Source organism: Hydrogenovibrio kuenenii DSM 12350 (assembly GCF_000526715.1).
In the GTDB taxonomy this organism is placed as follows: Bacteria; Pseudomonadota; Gammaproteobacteria; order Thiomicrospirales; family Thiomicrospiraceae; genus Hydrogenovibrio; species Hydrogenovibrio kuenenii.
This window is the reverse complement of record NZ_JAGP01000001.1, coordinates 1,913,637-1,937,546: the sequence shown is the minus strand read 5'-3', so window position 1 is coordinate 1,937,546 and position 23,910 is coordinate 1,913,637. Positions and strand designations below refer to the sequence as shown.

At 43.3% G+C, this 23,910-nt stretch carries 24 protein-coding genes; 9 read left to right on the top strand and 15 right to left on the bottom strand.

From position 1 onward, the window contains the following. Window positions 1-19: 19 nt before the first annotated feature. The 6 genes from N745_RS0109175 to N745_RS0109150 all read right to left on the bottom strand — a co-directional run bounded on the left by N745_RS0109175 (window position 20) and on the right by N745_RS0109150 (window position 6,651). Window positions 20-400: a gamma-butyrobetaine hydroxylase-like domain-containing protein gene (locus N745_RS0109175; protein WP_024851829.1), complete on the bottom strand. Its 381-nt coding sequence runs from the start codon at window positions 398-400 to the stop codon at window positions 20-22. A 17-nt stretch (window positions 401-417) separates the two neighbouring features. Further along, window positions 418-1,737, bottom strand: coding sequence for an ATP-dependent protease ATPase subunit HslU (gene hslU, locus N745_RS0109170; protein ID WP_024851828.1), 1,320 nt, complete (start codon window positions 1,735-1,737; stop codon window positions 418-420). A gap of 162 nt (window positions 1,738-1,899) precedes the next feature. Then, window positions 1,900-3,120, bottom strand: a complete 1,221-nt coding sequence (locus N745_RS0109165) for an ABC transporter permease (protein ID WP_024851827.1) — start codon at window positions 3,118-3,120, stop codon at window positions 1,900-1,902. Next, entirely contained in the window at window positions 3,117-3,905 is a 789-nt protein-coding gene (locus tag N745_RS0109160) for an ABC transporter ATP-binding protein (protein ID WP_024851826.1), read from the bottom strand. Before N745_RS0109160 ends, N745_RS0109165 begins: the two co-directional genes overlap by 4 nt. After that, window positions 3,902-5,203, bottom strand: coding sequence for an efflux RND transporter periplasmic adaptor subunit (locus N745_RS0109155; protein ID WP_024851825.1), 1,302 nt, complete (start codon window positions 5,201-5,203; stop codon window positions 3,902-3,904). Before N745_RS0109155 ends, N745_RS0109160 begins: the two co-directional genes overlap by 4 nt. Beyond that, window positions 5,200-6,651 (bottom strand): efflux transporter outer membrane subunit, encoded by a 1,452-nt coding sequence (locus tag N745_RS0109150; RefSeq protein WP_024851824.1) that lies wholly within the window; start codon window positions 6,649-6,651, stop codon window positions 5,200-5,202. The genes N745_RS0109155 and N745_RS0109150 overlap by 4 nt, the downstream gene beginning before the upstream one ends. Window positions 6,652-6,838: 187 nt before the next feature. Between N745_RS0109150 and dapF the strand changes: the two genes are divergently transcribed. Then, window positions 6,839-7,678 (top strand): diaminopimelate epimerase, encoded by an 840-nt coding sequence (gene dapF, locus N745_RS0109145; protein ID WP_024851823.1) that lies wholly within the window; start codon window positions 6,839-6,841, stop codon window positions 7,676-7,678. Between the two features lie 76 nt (window positions 7,679-7,754). After that, window positions 7,755-8,426, top strand: a complete 672-nt coding sequence (locus tag N745_RS0109140; RefSeq protein ID WP_024851822.1) for a DUF484 family protein — start codon at window positions 7,755-7,757, stop codon at window positions 8,424-8,426. A gap of 13 nt (window positions 8,427-8,439) precedes the next feature. Here the strand turns inward: N745_RS0109140 and N745_RS0109135 are convergent, their stop codons facing one another. After that, entirely contained in the window at window positions 8,440-9,108 is a 669-nt protein-coding gene (locus tag N745_RS0109135; RefSeq protein ID WP_024851821.1) for a nitroreductase, read from the bottom strand. A 130-nt stretch (window positions 9,109-9,238) separates the two neighbouring features. On the opposite strand from N745_RS0109135, the gene N745_RS0109130 reads away from it, so the two are divergent. The 3 genes from N745_RS0109130 to N745_RS0109120 are packed head-to-tail and all read left to right on the top strand — an operon-like array spanning window position 9,239 to window position 11,376. Then, a complete protein-coding gene (locus tag N745_RS0109130) occupies window positions 9,239-10,210 on the top strand; it encodes a tyrosine recombinase XerC (RefSeq protein WP_024851820.1) in 972 nt (323 codons plus the stop codon). Between the two features lie 16 nt (window positions 10,211-10,226). Then, the gene (gene hslV / locus N745_RS0109125; RefSeq protein ID WP_024851819.1) at window positions 10,227-10,772 is read left to right on the top strand and encodes an ATP-dependent protease subunit HslV; all 546 of its coding nucleotides are present in this window, start codon (window positions 10,227-10,229) and stop codon (window positions 10,770-10,772) included. 22 nt (window positions 10,773-10,794) lie between these two features. After that, a complete protein-coding gene (locus tag N745_RS0109120) occupies window positions 10,795-11,376 on the top strand; it encodes a YqhA family protein (protein WP_024851818.1) in 582 nt (193 codons plus the stop codon). 79 nt (window positions 11,377-11,455) lie between these two features. On the opposite strand, the gene N745_RS0109115 is transcribed toward N745_RS0109120, so the two are convergent. The 3 genes from N745_RS0109115 to N745_RS0109105 are packed head-to-tail and all read right to left on the bottom strand — an operon-like array spanning window position 11,456 to window position 14,218. Further along, a complete protein-coding gene (locus tag N745_RS0109115; RefSeq protein WP_024851817.1) occupies window positions 11,456-12,058 on the bottom strand; it encodes a flavin reductase family protein in 603 nt (200 codons plus the stop codon). 18 nt (window positions 12,059-12,076) lie between these two features. Next, the gene (locus N745_RS0109110) at window positions 12,077-12,904 is read right to left on the bottom strand and encodes a YdcF family protein (protein WP_024851816.1); all 828 of its coding nucleotides are present in this window, start codon (window positions 12,902-12,904) and stop codon (window positions 12,077-12,079) included. A gap of 24 nt (window positions 12,905-12,928) precedes the next feature. Continuing rightward, entirely contained in the window at window positions 12,929-14,218 is a 1,290-nt protein-coding gene (locus N745_RS0109105; RefSeq protein ID WP_024851815.1) for a sensor domain-containing diguanylate cyclase, read from the bottom strand. 253 nt (window positions 14,219-14,471) lie between these two features. On the opposite strand from N745_RS0109105, the gene clpB reads away from it, so the two are divergent. Next, entirely contained in the window at window positions 14,472-17,039 is a 2,568-nt protein-coding gene (gene clpB / locus N745_RS0109100) for an ATP-dependent chaperone ClpB (RefSeq protein WP_038070701.1), read from the top strand. Window positions 17,040-17,428: 389 nt separating this feature from the next. Continuing rightward, complete coding sequence (locus N745_RS0109090; RefSeq protein WP_024851812.1) at window positions 17,429-18,673, top strand: L-lactate MFS transporter; 1,245 nt, start codon at window positions 17,429-17,431, stop codon at window positions 18,671-18,673. 107 nt (window positions 18,674-18,780) lie between these two features. On the opposite strand, the gene N745_RS0109085 is transcribed toward N745_RS0109090, so the two are convergent. From N745_RS0109085 to N745_RS0109070, 4 genes are all read right to left on the bottom strand, one after another. Beyond that, window positions 18,781-19,242: a hypothetical protein gene (locus N745_RS0109085; protein ID WP_024851811.1), complete on the bottom strand. Its 462-nt coding sequence runs from the start codon at window positions 19,240-19,242 to the stop codon at window positions 18,781-18,783. A 29-nt stretch (window positions 19,243-19,271) separates the two neighbouring features. Then, the gene (locus N745_RS11925) at window positions 19,272-20,111 is read right to left on the bottom strand and encodes an FAD:protein FMN transferase (protein ID WP_024851810.1); all 840 of its coding nucleotides are present in this window, start codon (window positions 20,109-20,111) and stop codon (window positions 19,272-19,274) included. 5 nt (window positions 20,112-20,116) lie between these two features. Then, entirely contained in the window at window positions 20,117-20,659 is a 543-nt protein-coding gene (locus N745_RS0109075) for an FMN-binding protein (RefSeq protein ID WP_024851809.1), read from the bottom strand. Between the two features lie 77 nt (window positions 20,660-20,736). Continuing rightward, the gene (locus N745_RS0109070; RefSeq protein WP_024851808.1) at window positions 20,737-21,651 is read right to left on the bottom strand and encodes a DUF6662 family protein; all 915 of its coding nucleotides are present in this window, start codon (window positions 21,649-21,651) and stop codon (window positions 20,737-20,739) included. 174 nt (window positions 21,652-21,825) lie between these two features. Between N745_RS0109070 and N745_RS0109065 the strand changes: the two genes are divergently transcribed. After that, window positions 21,826-22,116 (top strand): hypothetical protein, encoded by a 291-nt coding sequence (locus N745_RS0109065; RefSeq protein ID WP_024851807.1) that lies wholly within the window; start codon window positions 21,826-21,828, stop codon window positions 22,114-22,116. A 6-nt stretch (window positions 22,117-22,122) separates the two neighbouring features. Here the strand turns inward: N745_RS0109065 and N745_RS0109060 are convergent, their stop codons facing one another. Further along, complete coding sequence (locus tag N745_RS0109060) at window positions 22,123-23,277, bottom strand: YeeE/YedE family protein (RefSeq protein ID WP_024851806.1); 1,155 nt, start codon at window positions 23,275-23,277, stop codon at window positions 22,123-22,125. Between the two features lie 200 nt (window positions 23,278-23,477). Here N745_RS0109060 and N745_RS0109055 point away from each other — a divergent pair, with 200 nt between their 5' ends. Further along, window positions 23,478-23,885: a hypothetical protein gene (locus tag N745_RS0109055; RefSeq protein WP_024851805.1), complete on the top strand. Its 408-nt coding sequence runs from the start codon at window positions 23,478-23,480 to the stop codon at window positions 23,883-23,885. Window positions 23,886-23,910 lie beyond the last annotated feature (25 nt).

The window sequence follows — 23,910 nt, the reverse complement described above, 5'->3', positions numbered from 1 at the left end:
CCTCTTTCAAAATGTTCGGTTATAACAAGTTTGTGACCTGAGTGTTGATGTCAGGGTGTTTATGCCCGGCAGCCAAGAGTTTATCCAAATAAGCTTGCCAGTACGCATCGTAGTTTTTGCTTAAGTCGTAAAGTGTTTCCCAACTGTAAAGGCCTGTATCGTGACCATCATCAAAATGCAGTTTAACGGCATAGTTGCCGACAGGCGTAATGGCGTCGATATTGACGTTTTGTTTGCCGACTTGTAATACTTCTTGCCCTGGACCATGGCCAGTGACTTCCGCCGACTGGGAATAGACACGTAAATACTCACAAGGCAGTTCAAAGGTTTCACCTGAATCGAAGGTGATGACCAATTTGCGAGATTTTTGCTGTAGTTTAATTTCTATCGGCTGATGCATGGCTCGGTTCAATTATTCTAAAGGATATACTGTGACAAATCTTGATCTTGTGCCAGATCGCCCAAACGTTCTTCGACAAAATCTCTGTCAACGGTTACAACCGTGCCGGTGCTGTCAGGGGCGTTAAAAGACACTTCTTCCAAAAGGTGCTCCATGACCGTATGCAAACGGCGCGCGCCAATGTTTTCTGTGGTTTCGTTCACTTGAAAAGCGATTTCCGCTAGGCGTTGAATACCCGATTCTTCAAATTTGACTGTTACGCCTTCTGTTTCCAATAAAGCTTCTGCTTGTTTGGTTAGGGCAGCTTTTGGCTCGGTAAGGATACGAACAAAATCTTCCACTTTTAACGATTTCAACTCAACGCGAATCGGTAAACGACCTTGCAATTCGGGAATCAAATCAGACGGTTTAGACAAGTGGAAAGCACCAGATGCAATAAACAGAATATGGTCGGTCTTGATCATGCCGTATTTAGTGGAAACAGTAGAGCCTTCAATCAAAGGCAGTAAGTCACGCTGTACCCCTTCACGAGAAACATCGCCACCTGAACCTTCTTGGCGCTTTGCAACCTTGTCGATTTCATCAATAAAGACGATACCTTGTTGTTCAACACTTTCAACGGCTTTGGCCTTAATGTCTTCTAAGTCGATTAAGTGAGACGCGGCTTCTTCTGTCAGAATGCGCATGGCTTGCTTGATTGGCAGCTTGCGTTTTTGTTTTTTACCGCGGTTCATGCCTTCCAGCATGTCTTGCAATTGGCTGGTCATTTCTTCCATGCCAGGCGCGCCCATGATTTCTACATGAGGAGAACGTGCTTCTAAATCAATTTCGATTTCTTTGTCATCCAAGTCACCTTCGCGCAAACGTTTGCGGAACTTTTGGCGTGTTTCGGACATATTGTCGTAGCTTTCTTCTTCATGACCACGTGCTGGCGGTAAAAGCGTATCCAGAATTTGGTTTTCAGCAATATCGGCAGCTTGCGTCTGTACGCGCGTCATTTCTTCTTCACGTACCATTTTGACTGCGCTTTCGATCAAGTCTTTGATGATGGAATCCACTTCACGACCAACATAACCTACTTCGGTATATTTGGTGGCTTCTACCTTAATGAAGGGAGCGTTTGCTAGTTTTGCTAAACGACGAGCGATTTCAGTTTTACCGACCCCAGTAGGCCCAATCATTAAGATGTTTTTTGGCGTGACTTCCTGACGCAATTCTTCTGGTAGTTGCGCACGTCTCCAACGGTTACGCAAAGCAATGGCAACGGATTTCTTGGCATCTTGTTGTCCGATGATATGGTGATCTAATTCGTGTACGATTTCTTTTGGGGTCATCATTTGATTTGAAGCTTCCTTCGTTTTTTGTCTTTGACTTAGCCATCGTTGGCAGGCTGAGATTTTGAGACTCAAATTTCTTAGGTATTTTTATTAGGCGTTATTATAAAGGAAATTGGGGGAGAACGAACACTTGGCCTTTTTAAATTGCATTTACTGAGTTATTTATTCGTGGCGCAAGGCATCTATCGGGTTGAGACGGGCTGCATTTCTTGCCGGAAAGAAACCAAATACTACGCCCACTACGGCAGAAAAAGCAAAGGCAATTCCCATCATATCGAAATCCAGTATATAAGGAACGGACATTGCGTGACTAAGGCCTGCTGAAGCAATTACGGCGAGGATAATACCGATAATTCCTCCCAAAGAAGATAGTACGACAGCTTCAACTAAGAACTGTAATAACACCTCTCTTTCCAATGCGCCAATCGCCATTCGAATACCGATTTCTCTTGTCCGTTCAGTTACCGAAACCAACATAATATTCATAATACCGATGCCACCAACGATTAAGCTTACTGCTGCGACGGCGCCGAGTAACATGGTCATGACTTTAGTACTCCCCGTCAATGCTTTGGTGATTTCTCGTGTGTCTAAGACCGAGAAGTCATTTTTTTCACGATCACTTAGGTGTCGTCGATCCCTTAGTAATAGCGTAATTGCGCGGTTGACGACATCCGTATCGATATTGGGTTTAACTGAGATGCGAATCATTTTGACATCTTGATTGCCAGCTAAACGGCGTTGTACGGTTTTGATTGGCATAATAATCGTATCGTCTTGGTCGTTCCCCATCATCGACTGACCTTTTGACTCTAAAATGCCGATAATCTGACAGGAGAAGGTTTTGAGTCGAATAGATTTTCCTAAGACGGACTCGCCTTTTGGTAGTTCAGAGAAAAGTTGTTTTACAATGGTTTTTCCAATGATACAGCTGGTCTTGCCGGCTTTTAGTTCAGACGGTAAAAATGTCCGACCTTCCGAAAAGTCCCAATTACCGGTGATGAAATAGTCATTATCAGAGCCAACAACGAGAGTGGTCCAATTGCTGTTGCCGTAGACTGCGGTCACGGAAGTGGTGACTGTTGGCGCAACCGCGATAATGGAACTAACGTCTTGTTTGATTGCGTTGACATCATCCATGGTGAAAGCTTTTGCATTAGAGTTTCCACGTCCAGGCCCAAAGTGTTGGCCGGGGCGAACCATCAGCAAGTTACTACCTAGTGTTGAAATTTCTTTAGCGATCTTTGCGGTGGCACCATTACCAATAGTGACCATGGTGACGACCGCCGCCACGCCGATAATGATGCCAAGCATCGTCAGAATGGAGCGCATCAAATTACGGCGAATTTCGCGAATGGCAAGCATAAAGGCATTCCAAATCATACAGTGCGCTCCGCTTGGGTATGGTCTTTTTCTACCATCCCATCGATAAAATGGATCAAACGATGCGCGTAGTCAGCCATTTCAGATTCATGTGTGACCATAATTACAGTAATCCCTAACTCTTTGTTGAGTTGCGACAAGAGTTCCATGATTTCTCTACTGCGTTGTGTATCAAGGTTTCCGGTTGGTTCGTCCGCCAATAATACTTTTGGGTGTGTGACCAAAGCACGTGCGATGGCGACTCGTTGTTGTTGTCCACCCGACAGTTCGCTGGGGGCATGGTTTTCCCAACCACCCAAGCCGACAAGTGCCAATGCTTTGCGTGCTTCTGCACGGCGTTCGGCAGTTTTCATGCCGCGATAGAGAAGAGGTAACTCTACATTCTCAATAGCAGACGTTCTCGCGAGAAGATTGAAACCTTGAAAAACAAACCCTAAGTAATGGCGACGTAACAATGCGCGTTGGTCATGCGTTAAGCTTTCAACGGCAACACCTTGAAAATAGTAATGACCTGAACTGGGTATGTCCAAACAGCCAAGGGTATTCATAACCGTTGATTTGCCTGAACCACTCGGTCCCATAATGGCAACAAACTCACCGGATTCAATTTGAAAGTTCACACCTTTTAGGGCAGTAAATGCCGACGCACCTTGACCGTAGGTTTTGGTGATGTCTTTAAAGGCGATCAATGGCGTTTCTCTGGTATTGTTATTATTGTCAGAGGACCACATAGCGTCATCCGAAATGCTCTCGGGTTTAGCGGAATTGCCCCAAGGAAAGATCATTTCAAGCGTACCTCAGCACCGGTGATTACCGGATCGCCTGGTTTGATGTCACCTTCAATAACTTCAATTCGATTACCGTTAGATTCCCCTGTTTTAATCAATACCGGTTCAGGTTGATTGTTAATGAGTTTCCATACACGGGCATAGCCTTTTTTCACTTTTTCAGCTTTGATATTTAAACTATGACGAATGCTTCCGGGGCCGGGCATTAATGACTTCATAATGCTAGTTTTTTTCGCGGGTGTTTGTTCGCCCAAGATTTCTGGTGTAAAACGTGTGGCGGCAATAGGTACGGTCAACACATCACGTTTTTCTTTGACCAGTATTTCAGCCGTTGCGGTCATGCCTGGGCGTAGTTTTAAATCAGGGTTGTGGACTTCAAGTAACGTAGTGTAGGTGACAACACCATCTGTTGTTTGAGCGCCATAGCGAACTTGTTTGATGACAGCTGGAAATAAATGGTTGGGATAAGCATCCACCGTAAAAGTGGCTTTTTGTCCTGCTTTGACTTGACCGACGTCGGCTTCATCCACATCTACTTGCAATTCCATACTGGTGAGATCTTGTGCCAGCGTAAACAATACAGGGGCAGACATGGCCGCTGCTACCGTTTGACCTGGTTCAATGGAGCGAACCAGTACCACACCATCTATCGGTGAAATGATTTTGGTTTTAGATAAATCGGTTAGATTTTGATCCAAATTTGCCTGTGCCTGCTCCACTTTTGCAATGGCAGTATTTTTGGCAGCCATGGCACGTTTATTAGCTGCTTCAGCTGAAATAAAGTCGGCTTGTGATGGGAGTTTGCCATTAGTGAGTTTGCGCACATGTTCTAATCGTTTGAGTTGTGCACCAGTTTCCTCAAGCGTTGCTTGGGCTTCAATCACGCCAGCGTTGGCAACTGCCAGCGCAGCTTTGGTTTGCAATACTTGGGCATTAAGTTTGTCGGTATTCAGTTGTGCTAGCAGTTGCCCTTTTTTGACTTGATCGTTGTAGTCGACATATACCTTGTCGATGGTGCCGGAAAGTTCACTGCCCACATCAACTTTATTGGTTGGCTGAAGTGTTCCCGTAGCAGAAACGGTAGCGAGAATATCGCCTTTTTCTGCTTTTGCCGTTTTAAAAACCGTTGTATTGGTTTGAGCAGGCATCCACCATTTCCATCCTAGGTACAGTGCCCCCATGATCAGCAATATTGATATCAACAGCGTGACATAACGATGGCGTTTTTTTTCGCCCTGCTTGAGCAGTTGTTCAAATTCTGTTTGAGAAGAAGGTGATTGCTTGTCTTGTGTCATGATGATGTTCCATTTATAGGTTTCGACTGAGTCGATGGTTTTTCATCGATAGTGCCATTCTTTTTGGCTTGTTTAATTGCCCAATTGCCTGCAATGGCTTTGGAGAGCGTAATCAGTTTTGCCAATTCGGTTGCCTTGGCTTCAATGCTTTTTTGTTTGAGTGTCAGTTGTGTTCTTTGTGCATCTAAGACATTTGAGAAATTTGTTTGCCCAGATTCATATTGCATAACAGCAAGTTTTTCTTCGTTTTTTGAAGCTTCAAGTGCACGGTTTAGCGCAGCATAGCTTTCTCTACTGTTGTAAAGGCCAGCAAGCGCATTTTCAGTTTCCTGTAACGCACTCAATACGGTTTTTTTGTAGCTATAGAGGGCTTGTTTTTCCTGTTCTTTTTGCACGTCAACCTGAGCATCTAAGGCACCACCATCAAAGAGTGTGTGGGTAATGCCTGCTGTGAGTGTGGTAAACAGAGAATCGCTGTTTATTAGTTTACCAATGCTTGCCGAAGTAAATCCGAGTGTTCCACCTAAGGAAAAAGAAGGCCAACGATTTGCTTTGGCGGCATCGGTTTTCGACATGGCGACCAGCACTTTTTGTTCGGCAGCTCTAACGTCCGGTCTTTGTCTTAATACTTCAGTCGGAATTGGCAAAAAGACCGTTTTAGGTGAGTCAGGTAAAGCGGCTGTTTTAGTTAAACTAACGGGTAAGGATTCTGGTGGTCGTCCAAGTAAAATTGCCAGCTGGTTTTGGGTTTCTAGAATACTTTGTTTCAAGGTTGGAACGGACGCGGCGGTTTGTTCATAGCTACGCTTAGCTTGTTCTACATCCAGTTCGGTGACCATGCCGGCTTGGTGTTGCCATTGAGTCAGTTGTAGGGTTTCTTTCCAACTTTTTAAAGAGTCTTGGGTCACGTTCAATTGAGCTTGATAGCCACGAAGGGTGATATAGTTCGTCGCCACCTCGGCACTTAAAGTAACCAATACATCAGCATAACTAGCCTCAGAAGCTTTTACTTGAGCGTTTGCCGCAGCGAGAGTATGTTGCTGGCTGCCGAAAATATCTGGTTCCCAGCTGGCGTCAAGTACGGCGGAATAGATGTCGGTCGTGGCATCAGTACTTTTGAGGTAAGTACTTTTGGCATTAGCGCCAATAGTGGCTTTAGGCAAAAGCCCGGCTTTGGCTTGAACGCGATAAGCTCGTGATTCACGAATAACGGATTCAGCGGTCAGCGCATCAGGGTTGGCTTTGATTGCTTCTGTAATTAACTGATTGAGGTCTGCATCATGAAGTTCCTGCCACCAGGGATGAGTCTGTCTTTGGGTTTGAAGCTGTTGAACTTGCTGTGCCCATTGTTTCGGAAAGATTTGTTTGGGGAAACTGCGTGTTTCAATGGTAGAGCAACCCGAAAGAGTAAGGGGTACTATGACAAAAACAAGCCAAAAATGTCGCATTCAATTCTCCAAGTGATTTTTCTTTATATGAGCGACGCTGTAAAAGTCTTCGTTTTGGTATAAAAAAATAGTTCTTCCATCTGTCAGGCTAGGGTTTGAAAGATGTTTGGTTTATCATAAACCAAAATAGCCAAATAACGCAGTGTAAAATCTTGGCTAGAGTGTGAAAAGATTAAGAGGGTAATACATGAGCGCAAAGCTCCAATTTAGCAAAATGCATGGTCTAGGTAATGACTTTATGGTGATTGATGCCATTGCGCAGACGGTTAATTTAACGCCAGAGCAAATTATTGCCTGGGCGGATCGTCATTTTGGAATTGGATTTGATCAACTTTTGTTGGTCGAGTCCACTGATACGGAAGGTGTGGATTTTCGGTATCGTATTTTCAATGCGGATGGTTCCGAAGTGCAGCAATGCGGTAATGGTGCCCGCTGTTTTGCTAAATTTGTTTATGACAAAGGATTGACGGATAAAACCAAAATTACCGTTGAAACCGCCTCTGGCATTATTGTTTTGTATGTGACAGCTGATGGTGAAGTCCGTGTGAATATGGGCGCTCCGAATTTTTCTCCGAGTAGTTTACCTTATAGAGTGCCTGGCGAGTCTGATGTTTATCAGTTAGAAGTTGACGGCGAGATGTATCAAATAGGTGCGGTTTCGATGGGGAATCCTCATGCTGTTTTACGGGTTTCTGATATTGGCTCTGCACCAGTTGCAGAATTGGGCGAAAAAATTGAGTCTCATATCAGTTTTCCAGAAAGGGTTAATGTCGGTTTTGCTGAGCGTGTGGATGACTCGCATATTAAACTGCGAGTTTATGAGCGTGGTGCAGCAGAAACCCTAGCGTGCGGAACTGGCGCTTGTGCTGCGATGGTGAGTTTACGTAAGCTTGGTGAAGTAGAGGATGAAGTCAAAGTTAGCCTTCCTGGGGGCGATTTAACTGTTGCTTGGGATGGTGATGATTCGCATCCTGTATGGATGACAGGGCCAGCGGTGATGGTATTTGATGGCGTTATTGAGTTATAAAACAATCTACTCACGACGTTTTTGGTAAGTTTAAAGAAATAATAGAAGAAAATAGCTTCAAACTAAGGGGGATAAGTTGTCGAGCTTGATTAATGATATTCATGCGGAAGATGTGGCGAACTATTTGAATGAGAACCGCCAGTTTTTTCATGTGTTTCCAAATTTATTGGATGAGCTGAGTTTGCCACATCCGAAAACTGGGAAAGAAATTTCCTTGTTAGAACGTCAAGTGTATCAGTTGCGCGATCAGCGAGACCGTTTACAAGTAGAAATCGAGACCCTAAAGGACATTGCAGGGGAGAACGGTAAACTCTTGCATAATGTTTATAAGCTTTCTAATGCTTTGTTATCAGCAGACACAGACCAGGACGCGATCGATGTTATTTATCGCGTGATGCATGATGTGTTTGAGGTGGAGTTTGTTTCTCTGATGTCTTGGGAATTGCCGAGAGAAAGCCTAAAAGGAATGAATCAGCTTGGCATTAGTCAGCAATGGGCTGAAACGCTGAAATCGACCTTAACCGTTGGACGCCCAGCTTGTGGACTGGTTGAAAACGAGTGGCAAAAAGGTTTGTTTACCACTTCTGAAAAAACCGAATCCGTCTGTATTCTTCCACTGGGAGAACATAGAGTTTGGGGTGTTTTAGCGCTAGGTAGTCCTATAGATCGTTTCAAACCCGACCTTGGAACTTACTTTTTAGAAGTGATGGGTGAAATGATCACCCAAAGATTACAGCGACTCTTTTAATAACATCATTGGGTTAATCAAAGAACTGGCTGAAGTTTTCAACCGTTTCTCTTTCTGTGCGATATTGATTAACCGGATGATCAGTGTCTTCATAGCCTAGCGCCATACCGCCTAATAAAATCAAATTGGAATCATAGCCAAGTGTTGATTTTACAATACTGGGAAACTCGGCTAATGCACCTTGTGGACAAGTTGCCAAGCCTTTTTCTATAGCCAGTAACATAATGTTTTGCACAAACATACCATAATCAAAGTAAGAACCGGTTTCTAAGCTAGGATCCATAAAGAAATACAGTGCGACAGGTGCGTCAAACGAACGATAATTTGCTGCCCATTGTGCTAAGCGGGTAGCTTTATCTTCTCGTTGAATATTCAGTGCGCTATAGAGTTGCGTGCCGGTTGTGACTCGTCTCTTCTTAAAAGGCTCTACCCAGGTTTTAGGATAGTATTGATAATCCATTTGTTCGGATTCACCAGCTTCAAAAGCGGACAACATTTTATTTTGCAGTTGCGTTTTGGATTCGCCTGACACCACTGCAACCTGCCAAGGTTGGGTATTGACTCCCGAAGGCGCATGTCGAGCAGTTTCTAAAATATCGTAAACGATATCTTGTGAGACAGGTTTGTCTAAAAAAGCACGTGCTGAGTGGCGTTGTTTAATTGCATCTGAAACAGTGGTCATAATGTCTCCTGTAAACCGAATAATTGTTGCGGCAGCTATGGCCTGTAATTATCCATTGGATTGGCAAAATATACATTAAAATAGTTCTTAATATTTGTATATGCGGCAGCATCATACTATGAGAGGGAATATGTGTAAAAATATTTTCAGCCATTTTTTAGAAGCGTTAAGACGTCTTAATCGATCTCCTAAAACGATTGAGAGTTATGAGCGCGATTTGTTCGCGTTTTTGCGTTTTTACCGTGGCGAATTTATGGCTGAAGAGGTTGAAAGTGCGTTACATCAACCGAGGCAATTTTTAGATGATTTTCAAGGTTGGCAAGCCGTTTCGGTAGAGTCTATACAAGCTTTTGTCGCCAGCAGAATGGAAGCGGGCATTCATCCTCGAACACTCTCACGCAACCTTTCTGCTTTACGTTCTTTTTATCAGTTTTTAATTGAGCATGAATTGGCATTTGCTAACCCAGCTAAGAGTGTTAAAGCACCCAAACAACCCAAACCACTGCCCAAAAGTCTTGATATAGATTTAACCCAGCAACTCCTTGATCAACCGTTAAATACTTGGCAGGATATTCGTGACCAAGCCATGTTTGAATGCCTATATTCCGCAGGGTTGCGTGTATCTGAGCTGGCGGATTTAGATTTATCTCCCGGTTTGGATCAGTTGAATGATGGTTGGATTCGGGTTATCGGTAAAGGACAAAAAGAAAGAATTTCGCCGCTTGGTAGAAAAGCCATTGATGCTTTGCGCCATTGGTTATCTTTGCGTAGTGATTATGCAAAAGCGGATGAACAGGCAGTGTTTGTCAATCGTTTTGGCGATAGAATCGGTATCAGAAGCATTCAACAACATTTAGACAAACGAACGCTAGAAGCGGGCTTGCCCACCAAAATGTCACCACATAGATTGCGGCATGCCTGCGCAACGCATGTGTTAGAATCTAGCGGAGATTTAAGAGCTGTTCAAGACTTATTGGGACACGCCAATTTGTCGACGACACAAATCTATACCAAGTTAGATTTACAGCATTTGGCAAAAGTCTATGATACGGCTCATCCGCGCGCAAAAAAGCGCGGGCAGAATAAACAAACTATCGAATGAATATTGCGAGAAAAAAATGAGTGAACAAACTTTTCACGGAACCACGATTTTATGTGCCAAACGTGCAGGCCAAATGGTCATCGGTGGTGATGGTCAAGTAACCTTGGGACATGTTGTGATGAAAGGCAACGCCCGTAAGGTTCGTCGTCTTCATAATGGCAAAATTTTAGCCGGGTTTGCCGGTGCAACGGCCGATGCTTTTACCCTGTTTGAGCGTTTCGAATCAAAATTGCACAGCCATAATGGTCAATTGATGCGTGCAGCGGTTGAGATGGCGAAAGACTGGCGTACAGACAGAGCGTTGCGAAAGCTAGAAGCTATGATGCTGGTAGCTGATGACGAAAATATGTTGCTGATTTCCGGTACCGGTGATGTTATCGAACCGGCACATGATTTTATTGCTATCGGGTCAGGCGGAAACTATGCTCACTCAGCAGCGCAAGCATTGATGCAAAATACAGATCTTAGTGCGCGTGAAGTTGTAGAAAAATCACTCAACATTGCTGCTGATTTATGTATTTATACCAACCATAACTTAACAATTGAAGAGCTATCTAAATAAGCTCAGTACTAAGGGGATTAGAATGGAACATTCTCAGCAGAAAACACAGGAAAACGAAGAACTCATCTGCGTGCCGGCCAATCGTTCAAAATTAGAAGATTGGTTTGAATCGTTTCTTTGGAATAGCCGCTTTGTGGTGATGTTTGCAGTTGTAGCGAGTTTGCTGATGGCGTTTGGTATTTTCTACGTCACTTCGGTTGATGTTTACTACACGTTGGCGCATTTAACACATTATGCACAGCTGGATGATATTGCCAGAGCCGACTTAAAATCTAAGACGGTTGCTCATGTTGTTGGTTCGGTAGATGGTTTCTTACTGGGTACTATCATGCTGATCTTTTCACTAGGTTTGTATGAACTGTTTATCTCTAAAATAGATGCTGCCGAAGGTAATTCCAGTTCCAGTAAGATTCTGATGATTCATTCATTGGATGATCTAAAAGACAAGTTGGCGAAAGTGATTTTGATGATTTTGGTCGTAATGTTTTTTGAACAAGCATTGTTCCTAAAGCCGACCGCGCCTCTTGAACTGCTCTATTATGCCTTGGCAATTATGTTGGTGGCTTTAGCGCTTTACCTTTCTCACAAAGCCTACTCTCATTGAATAGGCTTTAAAATCTGCCAGGCTGGGTCTAGATTATAAAGACCCCAGCCTGGCAGATTTTGATCAAAATACAGTCTTCTTAAGGTCGGGCAATGCTAAAGTCTTGTGTGGCGATAGTGTACTCATTCCCCCCTAGTTTTCCGACTGCTCTAAGTTGGTCTGACTGAATGACACCATTTGACATGATCTTGTCATCCACATAGATGCTTAACACATCCAATAAAATCAACTTACCGCCGCCAGGTTGTTCTGACAGGGTCACGACTTCTCGTAGCCGACACTCATAACGAACTTTTGCTTCTGCCACACTTTTTGCTCTAACGTGCTCGCTCTTGCATGCGGTTACACCAACGGCTTCAAATTCGCTAATGTCAGCGGGAAACTGGGCACAGGTTTCATTCATTAGTTCAGCCAGGTCTTGGCTGACGATATTGATGACGCATTCATGCGTTTCTTTCAGGTTGCTTAGCGTGTCTTTATCGTTCTCAGTTTGCGCATTGATTTGGGTGACTGTCAGAATTGGTGGATTGGAGCTGGCGACGCTGAAAAAAGAATAGGGTGCCAAATTATCAATACCTTGCTTACTCAGGGTGCTGATCCACGCGATTGGGCGAGGAATAATGCCGCCGACCAGTAATGGATAAAGTGGTTGGTCGTTAAGTTCTGAAATAGTGTAGTTCATAGATGTTCTAGGGTTGTTTTAGGCTGGATTGGGGGGTGTGGCTTTAGGAAGCCAAGCCGAAGTTCTACCGGTAAAGTAATAGACTGTAAGGCCTATCCATTCTTTCCATGCGGGTTCCAGTGTTTTTAAGTGATCGAAAAAGTCAAAATCCCAAGTTCGAATTTTTGCGCTATTGGAGCGGAAATCAACTGGGTAGGGGGTGACATGAATGCCGAATTTTTGCGCAACGCCAACCGCTCTAGCCATATGGAAAGCAGAGGTAACAAGTAGGTAATTTCCATTTCTATTTGGTAAAAGCGAGTATATGTATTTGAAATTCTCATAAGTGTTTCGCGAATTGGATTCGATGATCAAGCGTTCAGGAGCAATTCCCATTGTAGTGAGAAGTTGTTTTGCTAAAGAGCCTTCTGTTCCACCCATATGTTGTAGTTTTATTTGTCCGCTGCCGCCAGTAAAAATTATAGGTACATTTGGATAGTGGTCTGCGAGTTTCTTAGTGCCAAAATAGCGATCACCACCATTGCCGATTTGTGGTTGGTGCCAGCTCAGCGTTCTGGGTAAATCTTCACCACCGCCAAGGACAATGATTCCATCAACTTTCTGGGGAAGCTCATTGGGCGTGAGAATTGGAAAACGTTTTTCTAGTGGACGTATTAAGTAATCACCAACGGGGTAGCCCATGATAATAAAGGCAATAATAGAGGTGATAATAAGTAAGCGTTTAGCAAATGCATTGAAACCAGCAACGAGCATTAATGTGCCTAGAATAAAGGCAAATAAAATCAGATTGCTAGGGCTTAATAAAGCCCAGGCAAGTTTAGAAAGTACAAAGAAGACTTGATCCAAGAGTAGCTCCCGGTAATTTAAAAATTAAGTTTGTTCTTTGTCAGAAAAAACGGTTTGGTTACGGCCTTGCTCTTTTGCGAGGTAGACTGCAGTATCTGCGTATTTAACTAGGGTGTCGAAGTCGGCTTCTATAGGTGGATAACAAGAAATCCCCATGCTAAATGTCATCGGCGGTACGCCAATACCTTCCCATTTAGCTTCGCGGAAGGCAGTGTGCATTTTGTGAGCAATTTTTTCTGCATGTTTGGCATCTGTGTTGGGGAAGATGAGTACGAATTCTTCGCCTCCCCAGCGATAAATTAAGTCAGTAGAGCGCAGTGTTTTCTTAAATAGGTTTGCTACGAAGATCAAGACATCATCACCTTTTTGATGACCAAACAGATCATTGATGTTCTTAAAGTGATCTAAGTCGATAATAGCCAAGCAAAGTGGTTGCTCATTACGCTTACTCAGGGCTACTTGCAAACGCGCCTGGTGTTCACCCTCTCTTCGGTTGGGTAGGTTGGTCAGTACATCGTTTGCAGCTAAAGCTTCCAGCTGGAATTGCATGTATTTTTGATCGGTAATATTTTGTACCATGCCAACAGCGTGAGTTGGGCTGCCATGCTCATCGCGGCTACAGACTTTTCCGCGGTCATGTACCCAAATATAGTGACCATTGCGATTTTTTAGACGGTATTCGACATCATATTTTGCACGTAACCCGTGTAAGTGTTCATTCAATACTTTTTCGATATGAACTCGGTCATCCGGATGGATATTTTCTGACCAGGTCGATATATGAGGATCCATTTCATCGGGGCCATATCCTAGCATGGCTTTAAGCTGTGGGCTAAAGTAGACTTTTCCTGTACTGATTTCCCAATCCCAAATACCATCAGCGGCGTCATTCAATGCAAACCAGATATTCTGGCTATGATCCATGATCTCCTTTTCAAGAGCCACGCGTTTGCTCATGTTGCGCGCGACTGAAAGAAAGAAATCTTCTTCTTGAAATTTAAAGTGGGTCGTGATTACCTCTACTGGAATTTCGCCGCCAGATTTATGGATATGTTGCCCGATGAATGTATAGGGCGACTGCTGATAAATTACTTGAGCAATTTCTTTCCATTGGGCGGTTCCGATTACGTCTTTTTGCAGACTAAGAACGGAGTGATGAAGTACTTCATTGTGTTCGAAGCCCAGATCTTCATGTGCAGCGCGGTTGCACCAGACGATATCAGAAGTTTCAGGGTCTATTAAATAGACGGCATCGGCGAGATATTCGAATAGGATATCTAAATGAGGTAAATTCTCTGGAGAGATTTTTTTCATGATGCTCCTTGCCACTGATCCATAATTTTAACTGAATTCAGAAAATTTCCAGTGTCTTTAAATGACAGTTTTTGTCATTATAAACATTAGAAAATCACCTGTGCATTTAAGTCGCTAAAATTTCTTAATTTATATCAATTCAAAATAACCATTTGATATTGCAATAAGAAATATTTGCATCTTGTCACTTTAAAAGCGCAAAATCGTCCTTATTACTTGAAGTATGAAACCATAGATTTTGTAGGAGTTTTTCATGATAGATAAGTTTACGTCACAGTTTCAGTCGGTTTTGTCTCAAGCACAATCGCTAGCTGTTGGGGGTGGGCAACAGTTTATCGAACCATTGCACATTTTGGCGGCACTATTGCAGGAGCCGAGCCATTTATTGCAGTTGGCGGGCATTAATGTTGCACAATTGAAAACAACGGTCGACCAAAAATTAACAGGGTTGCCAAAAGTATCTGGAGCAGGCGGTGATGTACAGTTATCGCAAAATTCAGGTCGTATTTTGAATTTGATGGATCAGTTGGCGCAGAAAAACGGTGATGCCTATATTGCCAGCGAATTGTTTTATTTGGCTGCATTGCAGTCAAATGATTCGATTAAAGATGTTTTAAAACAAGCAGGCGCAACGGAACAGAATATTGAAGCAGCCATTCAACAGGTAAGAGGAGGCGAGAGCGTGCAAGATCAAAATGCAGAAGAAAACAGACAAGCGTTGGATAAATATACTTTGGATTTAACGGCACGCGCAGAAGCGGGCAAACTTGATCCTGTAATTGGGCGTGATGACGAAATTCGCCGCGCGATTCAGGTATTACAACGCCGTACTAAAAACAACCCTGTGTTGATTGGTGAACCGGGTGTCGGTAAGACTGCAATCGTTGAAGGTTTAGCGCAACGCATCATTAATGGTGAAGTGCCGGAAGGTCTGAAAAACAAACGCCTATTGTCATTGGATTTGGCAGGTTTGCTTGCGGGTGCAAAATATCGTGGTGAGTTTGAAGAACGTTTAAAAGCCTTGTTGAAGGACTTGGAAAAACAGGAAGGTTCGGTCATTCTATTTATCGATGAAATCCATACCATGGTTGGTGCTGGTAAAACCGAAGGGTCGATGGATGCCGGTAATATGCTGAAGCCCGCTTTGGCGCGTGGTGAATTGCATTGTATCGGCGCCACTACTTTGGATGAATATCGTGAAAATATCGAAAAAGATGCTGCATTGGAGCGTCGTTTCCAAAAAGTGATTGTTGATGAACCGACTGAAGAGGATACGATTGCGATTTTGCGTGGTCTGAAAGAACGCTACGAGGTGCATCATGGGGTGGCGATTAGTGACCCTGCCATTATTGCGGCAGCGCATTTGTCTCAGCGTTACATTACCGACCGTCAGTTGCCGGATAAGGCAATCGATTTGATCGATGAAGCGGCATCGCGTATTCGTATGGAAATCGATTCCAAACCAGAAGAGATGGATAGACTTGATCGTCGTTTGATTCAGTTGAAAATCGAACGCGAAGCGCTGAAAAAAGAGAAAGACGAAGCCACTAAAAAACGCTTGGTCGAGTTAAATGAACGTATTTCCGAAATGGAAAAAGAGTATTCAGATTTAGAAGAAATCTGGAAAAAAGACAAAGCAGCACTTCAAGGTGCCAAGCAGTTTAAAGAAGAATTGGACAAAGCGCGTACCGATATGGAAGCAGCGCGTCGTGAAGGTAACTTGGCAAAAATGTCTGAGTTGCAATATGGCGTGATTCCGGATTTGGAAGCGAAGATTCAAGCGGCGGAAGCGGCGGAAAACGATGGTGAAGACGGCGAGATGCATTTGTTACGAAACCGTGTCACCGAAGAAGAAATCGCTGAAGTCGTGGCGCGCTGGACAGGGATTCCTGTTTCCAGAATGTTGGAGGGTGAGCGTGACAAACTGCTGCGTATGGAAGAAGCCATTGGCAAGAAAGTGATTGGTCAGCAAGAAGCAGTCAAGGCCGTGTCGAATGCAATTCGTCGCTCTCGTGCTGGTTTGTCTGATCCAAATCGTCCAACCGGTTCTTTCCTTTTCTTAGGGCCAACAGGTGTTGGTAAAACCGAGCTGACCAAAGCTTTGGCTGATTTTTTGTTTGATACGCAAGATGCCATCGTGCGTTTGGATATGTCCGAGTTTATGGAAAAACATTCTGTGGCGCGTTTGATTGGTGCGCCTCCAGGTTATGTTGGTTATGAGCAAGGTGGTTATTTAACAGAGGCGGTGCGTCGTAAACCTTATTCGGTGATTTTGTTGGATGAGGTGGAGAAAGCGCATCCTGATGTCTTCAATATCCTACTGCAAGTCTTAGATGACGGGCGTTTGACCGATGGTCAAGGTCGCACAGTCAACTTCAAGAATACGGTGATAGTGATGACTTCCAACCTAGGGTCTCATATTATCCAAGAAAAAACCGGTGTCGCCTCTTATGAGGAAATGAAGGACGATGTGATGGAAGTGGTCGGTGGTCATTTCCGCCCAGAGTTCATTAACCGTATTGACGATATTGTGGTGTTTCACCCATTGAATCAGAAACAGATTCGTTCTATTGCCAATATTCAGTTGAATCACTTGCGTCAACGTTTGGCAGACAACGAGTTGCAGTTAGAAGTATCTGACGAGGTATTGGACAAAATTGCCGAAGCAGGATTTGACCCTGTATATGGTGCAAGACCACTGAAAAGATCTGTACAGCAGATGGTGGAAAACCCATTGGCACAACGCTTGTTGAAAGGCGAGTTTGCGCCGAGTGATACGGTTCATGTTGGGTTAACCGATGGAGAAATCGATTTTCACTAATCGGGATAGTATTAACCAGTTTAAATAAAACTAAACTAAAAACAACCCGCAAGCCAATAAAGGCTTCGCGGGTTTTTTTATGTCTAAGAAATATGCATTGTTTTGCTGAAATTGGTGTGTTTAGGATTTTTAAAAACGATGCTTACGGATTATTTAATGGCAAGATTAAATATTCTCACTTTATGTTTTCTGACTTTTTGATTAGTATTCGCCCAAAGCTTTTTCAGCAAAAGAAGACCACAAATTCAAGAAGAGCTTATAACAACACCGACTTTGATAAATGACTGTTATTTCTTAGTGTTTTGCAAAAGCAAATCATTGAATTAACGCCGTATAAGTTGGATTGATTCGAATATTTCTCTGCACATAAATCAAAGGAGGTTTGTGAGATGAAAAAAAATAGATGGCTAATGGCCTTAGCGGCCGTAGGTGTTCACATTTGTATAGGTTCGGTCTATGCCTGGAGTGTGTACGTTAACCCTATTAAGGAAAGCATGCATTGGACCTTAACCGATGTGACGATTGCCTTTAGTATTGCTATTTTCTTTTTGGGTCTATCTGCAGCTTTGATGGGTAAATTTGTGGAAAGAAATGGTCCAAAAGTCTCTGCCATCATTGCTGCGGTGTTGTTTGGTTTAGGAACTGCTGGTTCAGGTTTGGCGATCTTGATGGAATCTAAGCTGTTGCTATATTTTTTCTATGGCGTGTTGGGCGGCTGTGGTTTAGGGATTGGTTATATCTCGCCTGTTTCTACATTAATAAAATGGTTTCCAGACAAACGCGGTTTGGCGACAGGTTTGGCGATTATGGGTTTCGGTTTTGCTTCTGCGATTTGGGGGCCAACCATTAAAGTGTTGATTTCTGAAGTGGGCGTTGCATCTACTTTTATCATTTTGGGAGCGACCTATTTCGTTATTATGTTCGCATCAGCGATGTACCTTGAGAAGCCAGAAGAGGGCTATTTGCCTGAAGGCTTCAAGAAGAAAGTGGAAGCTGGTCATAAGACTCTCAAAACAGACCTTGCCATGTTAGGCGTGCATGAAGCGGTGAAAACACCAAGATTCTATGGTTTGTGGTTGATGTTGTTCATTAATGTGACCTGCGGTATTGCTATTATCGGTGTGGCGTCTCCGCTATTGCAGGAAGTGCTTGGCGTATCAGCGTTGGTCGCGGCAGCGGCGGTTGGTCTGATGGGGATTTTCAATGGAGCAGGTAGAATTTTCTGGGCATCCTTATCGGATTATCTGACTAGACCGGTGGTTTACATTATTTTCTTCGCAACTCAGGCGGTCGCGTTTTATGCTTTGCCTTCGATTACTGAGATTTTGATGTTCCAAGTGGTCTTGTACTTCATCATGTCTTGTTATGGCGGCGGGTTCGCTTCTATTCCAGCGTATATAGGCGACATTTTCGGAACGAAGGAACTGGGTGCGATTCACGGTTATATCCTGACTGCATGGGCTGCAGCCGGACTGGTGGGGCCGTTGATTATTTCGCGTGTAAAAGATCTAACCGGTTCTTATGCTGAGACGCTTTATGTGTTTTCCGGTTTCTTTGTGGTGGCATTGGTGATTTCAATTGCGATGTTTGCCAATATCAAAGCGCATGAGAAAAAGCAAAGCCTTGCTGAATAAAGCTTGATCCGATTGTATCGTGAAGAAACCCGCTAGCCAGTAATGGCTGAGCGGGTTTTTTTATGCCCAGGAAGTTTATTTGGTTACCCCAGCCTGGTAGATTTTTGTTATTTTCTGTTCGGTTTTTTGAGTGTTTTCTTGCCGATGATTTTATGTGCGATAAGCATAAACGGAACGATTACACCGAAGAGCACATGGATAATACTGCTGGTTTTAGACCAGTCTGGGGTGCCGAAATAGTAAATGCCTAAGGCGCTGATGATTAAGACAGCCCAAATAATCAGAAAAGCGATGCCATTGATTCGATTTTCATGTTTGCGCCAATGGGAACGGATATGGATGCTCCAAAGCGCACCGATAAACCAGACCATTGTCCAACCGAAAATAGCATGAAATACGGTGAGGTTTTGTCTTAGGTTGCCGCTGGCGATACTTAGGTTCATGAGCCAGTCTTGTTCCTGTTCAAGTCGGAAGACGAGAAAAGCGGGGATGAGCAGCAATCCTGTGATAATCAGGAGTAGGCTGACGGTAATCAGGGAGATTAAAAAGCCTTTAGGGTAACCATTCATAATGTTGTCCGTTTTTTATCTGACGTGCATTAATTATGCTGTTTAGTTGGGTTGCAGGGATGTAGGTGATAAGCGACATTAAACACCTGTGCGAAGTGGTTGCGCTCAGCTTCATCTGCCAGGGCGAATACTTTGGTCAAACCGTCCGCTAACCAGGCTTCGTGAGCAATAACGCTAACCAATGCCGGTGATATGTTTCGGTCTTTAGGTGCAATGATATGTCCTGGATAATATTGGTCAATCTCTTGACCGGCCTGAGAAGATGCGATGGCTTGGTTGTGGAGTTCACACAAAGGGCGTTGTGGTTCTGCATGTGTTTTTTCAGGCAAGCGCAAAGCAACAGGTAGCGTTAAATGACCAAAGACCTGAATGTCTCCGCCTGCGTTAACCCAGCCACTCTCAATGCCTTCTATTTTTAGTGTTTCAATTGCCTTATCCACCGCATAGCCTTTGGCGATGCCGTCTAAAGAAAGGAGAATGGGTTGGGTTAAAAAAACTTTGTTGTTGTCTATGGCAATGTCTTGTGCGACACCTCTTGATTCAAAGCGATGGATGAAGTGATTGGGGAGCACACGTCTTTCTATCAACTCACCGCCAAGTGTCGGGTTGAAAAGGCCGTTTGATTGCTGAGATAAACTTTTTGCATGCTGTATGACTTCAGCGGTTTCGGCTGAGACCTCTACCCATTGGTTTGGATTTTTGTTCAGCTGGGAAAGTTCGCTTTTTGGATCATAAAAACTCATCATGGATTGTATTTGCGCGATTTTGCCAAAAGCCATGTCAAAAGCAGGGTGGAGCCGGCTGTCAACAGCCAGTCCAATTTCAACAAAAGTGCCGAGCATCGGCTTCATTCTTTTTTCGACTTTCATAGTATTTAGTGCTGACCTTTTAGCATCACTTCGTAGAGTGCGAGTAATCGTTTTACGCCATTGGTCACATTACGGCACGATAAGGTGGCACCACTGATATTGGGAATGTCTTCTTGAAGTTTAAGCGGGCTTTTGTCGGTTGCACCTATAAAATGCTCTCGCCAGCTTGCCTGACGAATTTGGTCACCATAGGTTTCACGGTAATCCATCACTTCGATGCCAAGCACTTTGCCTTCAGGAGAAATAGCGGTGGCGTAGGTGATGAACTCATGTTTGCCGATGACTTTATCGATAATGAACCAGCCTTGAAACTGACCGTTTTGGTAAGTTTTCCAGACTTTTTGGGTTTTCCAGCGTTGACGGACATCACTGATGTCTTCAATGGCATCACGTTGCTCGTCGCTCATTTTGACGAAGCTTGGGGTGAACTTGGCCTTGTCTCCGAACAGCGCGACTTGTGCCTGCTCAGGCGTAAAGTATTGCACCGCATAGACCGGGTAGGCAATAACCGTTAAAGGCAATGTGAAAATAGGAATTAATGGTTTCATAAAGGGTCAATCCAAAATAAAAAACGAAAACGTTTGAACCGAGATTCAAACGCTTTCAACTTAGGAGGAATCAGAAATTAGAAGTTATAGCCAAGTTTGAGTTTGGTTTCGTACTTGGTTTTTTCAATCAGGTGCAAACCTCTGGATTGGCCAGGGTAACGTTCACCGCCACCAACTACTTGTGGCAGATAAGTAAGCGTTGCCCAGAATTTTTGGTCTCCATAGTGAATGGATGGACCGGCAAATAGAGACCAACGTTCCTGACCTACTTCTGTTTCAAATTCAGTTTGGTAAACCGCTTCAGTACCGATAGACCAGTTGTTTGTAAAGCGATAAGAGATACCTGTACTAGCGGTTAATTCAATCTCCATTTCTGGTGTAGTTGGCCAGACACTTTCATCGTTGATACCAGTAATGGCAGGGCGTTTTGCATAGGTTGATTCCATACTGGCATTGTTTAGCCAGACAAGCTGTCCATCCATAAAGTATTTTTGAAGTTGTACGCCAACATCAGCAGATAGTGTGTCTTTCTTTTGACCAGAATGAGAGTCAACTGTGTCATAAGACAGTCCAAAAGTTGTTGAGAGACCAATATCATTTAGAGCAGGGGTTAGAAATGCATACTTCATCTCTGCTTCCATGCCGCTAAAACTAAACGATTTGTTTTTTTCTTGAGGAAGATAACCGTCAATCAGTAAACCGTTTGTGTTGATTTGATGACCTGTGATAGCGAAAGACCCTGAAAAACGGTTAGTAAAACCATGTTCGATTTCAGTTTTACTGTCTAGCGCATGGTAAGTACCTTTCCCTTTGTCATTTCGAGTAGTGAAAATTTGGTAAAACTCTGATGCGCCTTTAGGTAAAGGTTCAGCACCTTGTGTGTAACCAAGCAATTGCTCTCCAGCCAGTGCAGTGTTGAGAAAGCCTAAGCTAGGTAGGCCGATCAAGATGGAATAGAGTGCTAAAGAATTATTCAGTGGTTTGCCTTGCATAGAATATGTAACCTTATTTTATAAATGATTATGAGAAGTGTTATCAATAACTTTTGCGTATCATAGGAAAGGCGTTAGTAAATGTCAATAGTAATGATAATAATTATTATTACTTGTTATGGGTTTGATATAATGGTGTTACAAACAGTGTAGTAAGCTCTATGAGGGGGTGAAATGATCAATCAAAATTTCGCTAAACAACACACGGAAAGGCATTCAGAGGTTGTGATTGGACTTTCGACTGAAAAGTTACTGGATTTGATGCGCCTAGGCGTTTTATGTGGGGCAGATATTCATGCAGTTGACAGTGCTTCTAAACGGCTGGTGCAACAAGCATGTTTGCATGCTTGTGCAGAAAAGGTTTGTCGAGATTGCGATTTTAGCGATAGTTGCGCTGTCGAATGGTCTATGGATTGTCGTCGGCAGTGTCCGAAAGAGGTGAGTAGCAACCTGCTTAATCTGTAAGGTAATTCATTTTTTAGTAATAGCTATTTTACGACGTCGCCAAGTGATGACGAGAGCATTGCCCATTAAAGCTGAAAATGCCCAAAGCCAGCCATGTAAACTGCCAGATCCTATGCCACTGAAAAAAGCGCCGATATTGCAGCCAAACGCAATGACGGCACCATATCCCATCATCAATCCGCCAATAATTGCCAATAGATGTTCGTTGAGAGGAGTCTTTGGCTGTTGAGTCTTTTGTGCGCGATTAAGTAGGCTCACTAAGCCTGCACCAAAAATTAACCCCCAGGTCGTTAAGCTGACTGTGTCTTGCCAGACAGGAGTTTCTAATCTTTGTGAATAAGTGATGCTGTAATCCCAGAATGAAAAGTCAAAGGGTAACCCAATATGAGTACCTAATTTGACACCCCAAACGGGTAATGCGCTTGCGATTGACCAAGGGTGTCCACTGGTAATAAGTAATAGCGTGTTGAAAATAGCCAGCGTTAATCCGGCTAATAACCAAGGGTGCCATTGATTTACACGATAAGAACTTGGAAATAGAGGTTCAATTGTTTGATGGTGCTTTTTTTCTTTTTTTACCATTAAAAAATAAATAATGCTGAGTACACCAAGCTGCAATATTAAAGCTTGAAATAACCCAAATGTTTGGATTAGTGAAACAGCGGGTAATGCAGGGAGTTCTCGCCAAAAAGTAATGTTATAAGCAGCTAAAGTACCACCTATTATCAAACTGGCAAAGGCTGTCATTGATAAAGGTTGGAGTTGCCCTAGTTTGTTGAAGGTGCCGGAGGTGCAGCCATTAGATAGTTGCATGCCGATGCCAAATATAAATGCGCCAAATACAACCGATAAGCTTAAAGGCTCGATGAGGCCTGTTAAAGATTGTGAACCAAAATGTCCGGCACTCAACAAAGGGAAAAAAAGCAATGTTGTGATTGCAAGCATAAAAAGTACGGTGCGAATGCCTAAGGTTTTTCCATGACTAAGCAATTGTTGAGAACAGGTTCTAAAACCAAATTGAAAGTAGTTCAGTGTTGCCCCTAAAAAACCGCCTAAGATGAAGTAGGTTAAATAGCTGTTTTCTAGCCACAGGGCGATAATCAAAAAGCCGAATAGGAAAACAAAGCTTAAAGGTTTTATATTGATTCGACTTGCTAACATAGTAATAAAGGGTCTGGTTATATCTAAAATGAAGCGCAGTATATCGGTTTATGAGAGTGATGATAATCATGATTTTCAATAGAGTCATTGCTTGAGATTATTTTAATATATGATCATATTAGCGAGTGTTGATAAGGTCTAAGCACGACTTGACAATGTTTTTATATAATAGGGTCATTGTGGTTGTATAAGGAACCGAAATGAAAAATAGCATTGTGGCTAAAATCCCTTTTTATTTTAAAGGGGAGTTGCATGAACCTTCAATGGTGGTTGACCTCGATGATTGGGCACGCAAGGATGGTATGACGCAATCAGATTTGTATGAAATGATTGCTAAGGTAAGCGGGATGAATCCACATGGTTATGAGATTGAGGTGATGGCAATGTCAGAAATGGTGTTTGAATCTCCCGTCGGACGCGCAGACATGTTCTATGATTCAGAGAACCAACAGCTTGATTTTGATGGTTTCCGTAACGACTGGAAAATAGAGCTAACTTTTGAGAGGTTAAACCGTATTTCTCAGGATTATTTGGCCGAGCCTTTGATTAAGGGCTCGGAAATGCATCAAGCGCTATTGGCTGCATTTGAAATGGGGCGCAACGACTGATAGATGAAAATCTGCCAGGCTGGGG

Bases quoted from the DNA above. Each gene is read 5' to 3' on its own strand.
- dapF (WP_024851823.1), top strand. From the start codon at position 6,839: ATGAGCGCAAAGCTCCAATTTAGCAAAATGCATGGTCTAGGTAATGAC.
- N745_RS0109085 (WP_024851811.1), bottom strand. From the start codon at position 19,242: ATGAATGGTTACCCTAAAGGCTTTTTAATCTCCCTGATTACCGTCAGC.
- N745_RS0109120 (WP_024851818.1), top strand. From the start codon at position 10,795: ATGGAACATTCTCAGCAGAAAACACAGGAAAACGAAGAACTCATCTGC.
- N745_RS0109130 (WP_024851820.1), top strand. From the start codon at position 9,239: ATGTGTAAAAATATTTTCAGCCATTTTTTAGAAGCGTTAAGACGTCTT.
- clpB (WP_038070701.1), top strand. From the start codon at position 14,472: ATGATAGATAAGTTTACGTCACAGTTTCAGTCGGTTTTGTCTCAAGCA.
- N745_RS0109060 (WP_024851806.1), bottom strand. From the start codon at position 23,277: ATGTTAGCAAGTCGAATCAATATAAAACCTTTAAGCTTTGTTTTCCTA.
- N745_RS0109165 (WP_024851827.1), bottom strand. From the start codon at position 3,120: ATGATTTGGAATGCCTTTATGCTTGCCATTCGCGAAATTCGCCGTAAT.
- N745_RS0109105 (WP_024851815.1), bottom strand. From the start codon at position 14,218: ATGAAAAAAATCTCTCCAGAGAATTTACCTCATTTAGATATCCTATTC.
- N745_RS11925 (WP_024851810.1), bottom strand. From the start codon at position 20,111: ATGAAAGTCGAAAAAAGAATGAAGCCGATGCTCGGCACTTTTGTTGAA.
- N745_RS0109065 (WP_024851807.1), top strand. From the start codon at position 21,826: ATGATCAATCAAAATTTCGCTAAACAACACACGGAAAGGCATTCAGAG.
- N745_RS0109155 (WP_024851825.1), bottom strand. From the start codon at position 5,203: ATGACACAAGACAAGCAATCACCTTCTTCTCAAACAGAATTTGAACAA.
- N745_RS0109070 (WP_024851808.1), bottom strand. From the start codon at position 21,651: ATGCAAGGCAAACCACTGAATAATTCTTTAGCACTCTATTCCATCTTG.
- N745_RS0109115 (WP_024851817.1), bottom strand. From the start codon at position 12,058: ATGAACTACACTATTTCAGAACTTAACGACCAACCACTTTATCCATTA.
- N745_RS0109075 (WP_024851809.1), bottom strand. From the start codon at position 20,659: ATGAAACCATTAATTCCTATTTTCACATTGCCTTTAACGGTTATTGCC.
- N745_RS0109150 (WP_024851824.1), bottom strand. From the start codon at position 6,651: ATGCGACATTTTTGGCTTGTTTTTGTCATAGTACCCCTTACTCTTTCG.
- hslU (WP_024851828.1), bottom strand. From the start codon at position 1,737: ATGATGACCCCAAAAGAAATCGTACACGAATTAGATCACCATATCATC.
- hslV (WP_024851819.1), top strand. From the start codon at position 10,227: ATGAGTGAACAAACTTTTCACGGAACCACGATTTTATGTGCCAAACGT.
- N745_RS0109055 (WP_024851805.1), top strand. From the start codon at position 23,478: ATGAAAAATAGCATTGTGGCTAAAATCCCTTTTTATTTTAAAGGGGAG.
- N745_RS0109135 (WP_024851821.1), bottom strand. From the start codon at position 9,108: ATGACCACTGTTTCAGATGCAATTAAACAACGCCACTCAGCACGTGCT.
- N745_RS0109160 (WP_024851826.1), bottom strand. From the start codon at position 3,905: ATGATCTTTCCTTGGGGCAATTCCGCTAAACCCGAGAGCATTTCGGAT.
- N745_RS0109175 (WP_024851829.1), bottom strand. From the start codon at position 400: ATGCATCAGCCGATAGAAATTAAACTACAGCAAAAATCTCGCAAATTG.
- N745_RS0109090 (WP_024851812.1), top strand. From the start codon at position 17,429: ATGAAAAAAAATAGATGGCTAATGGCCTTAGCGGCCGTAGGTGTTCAC.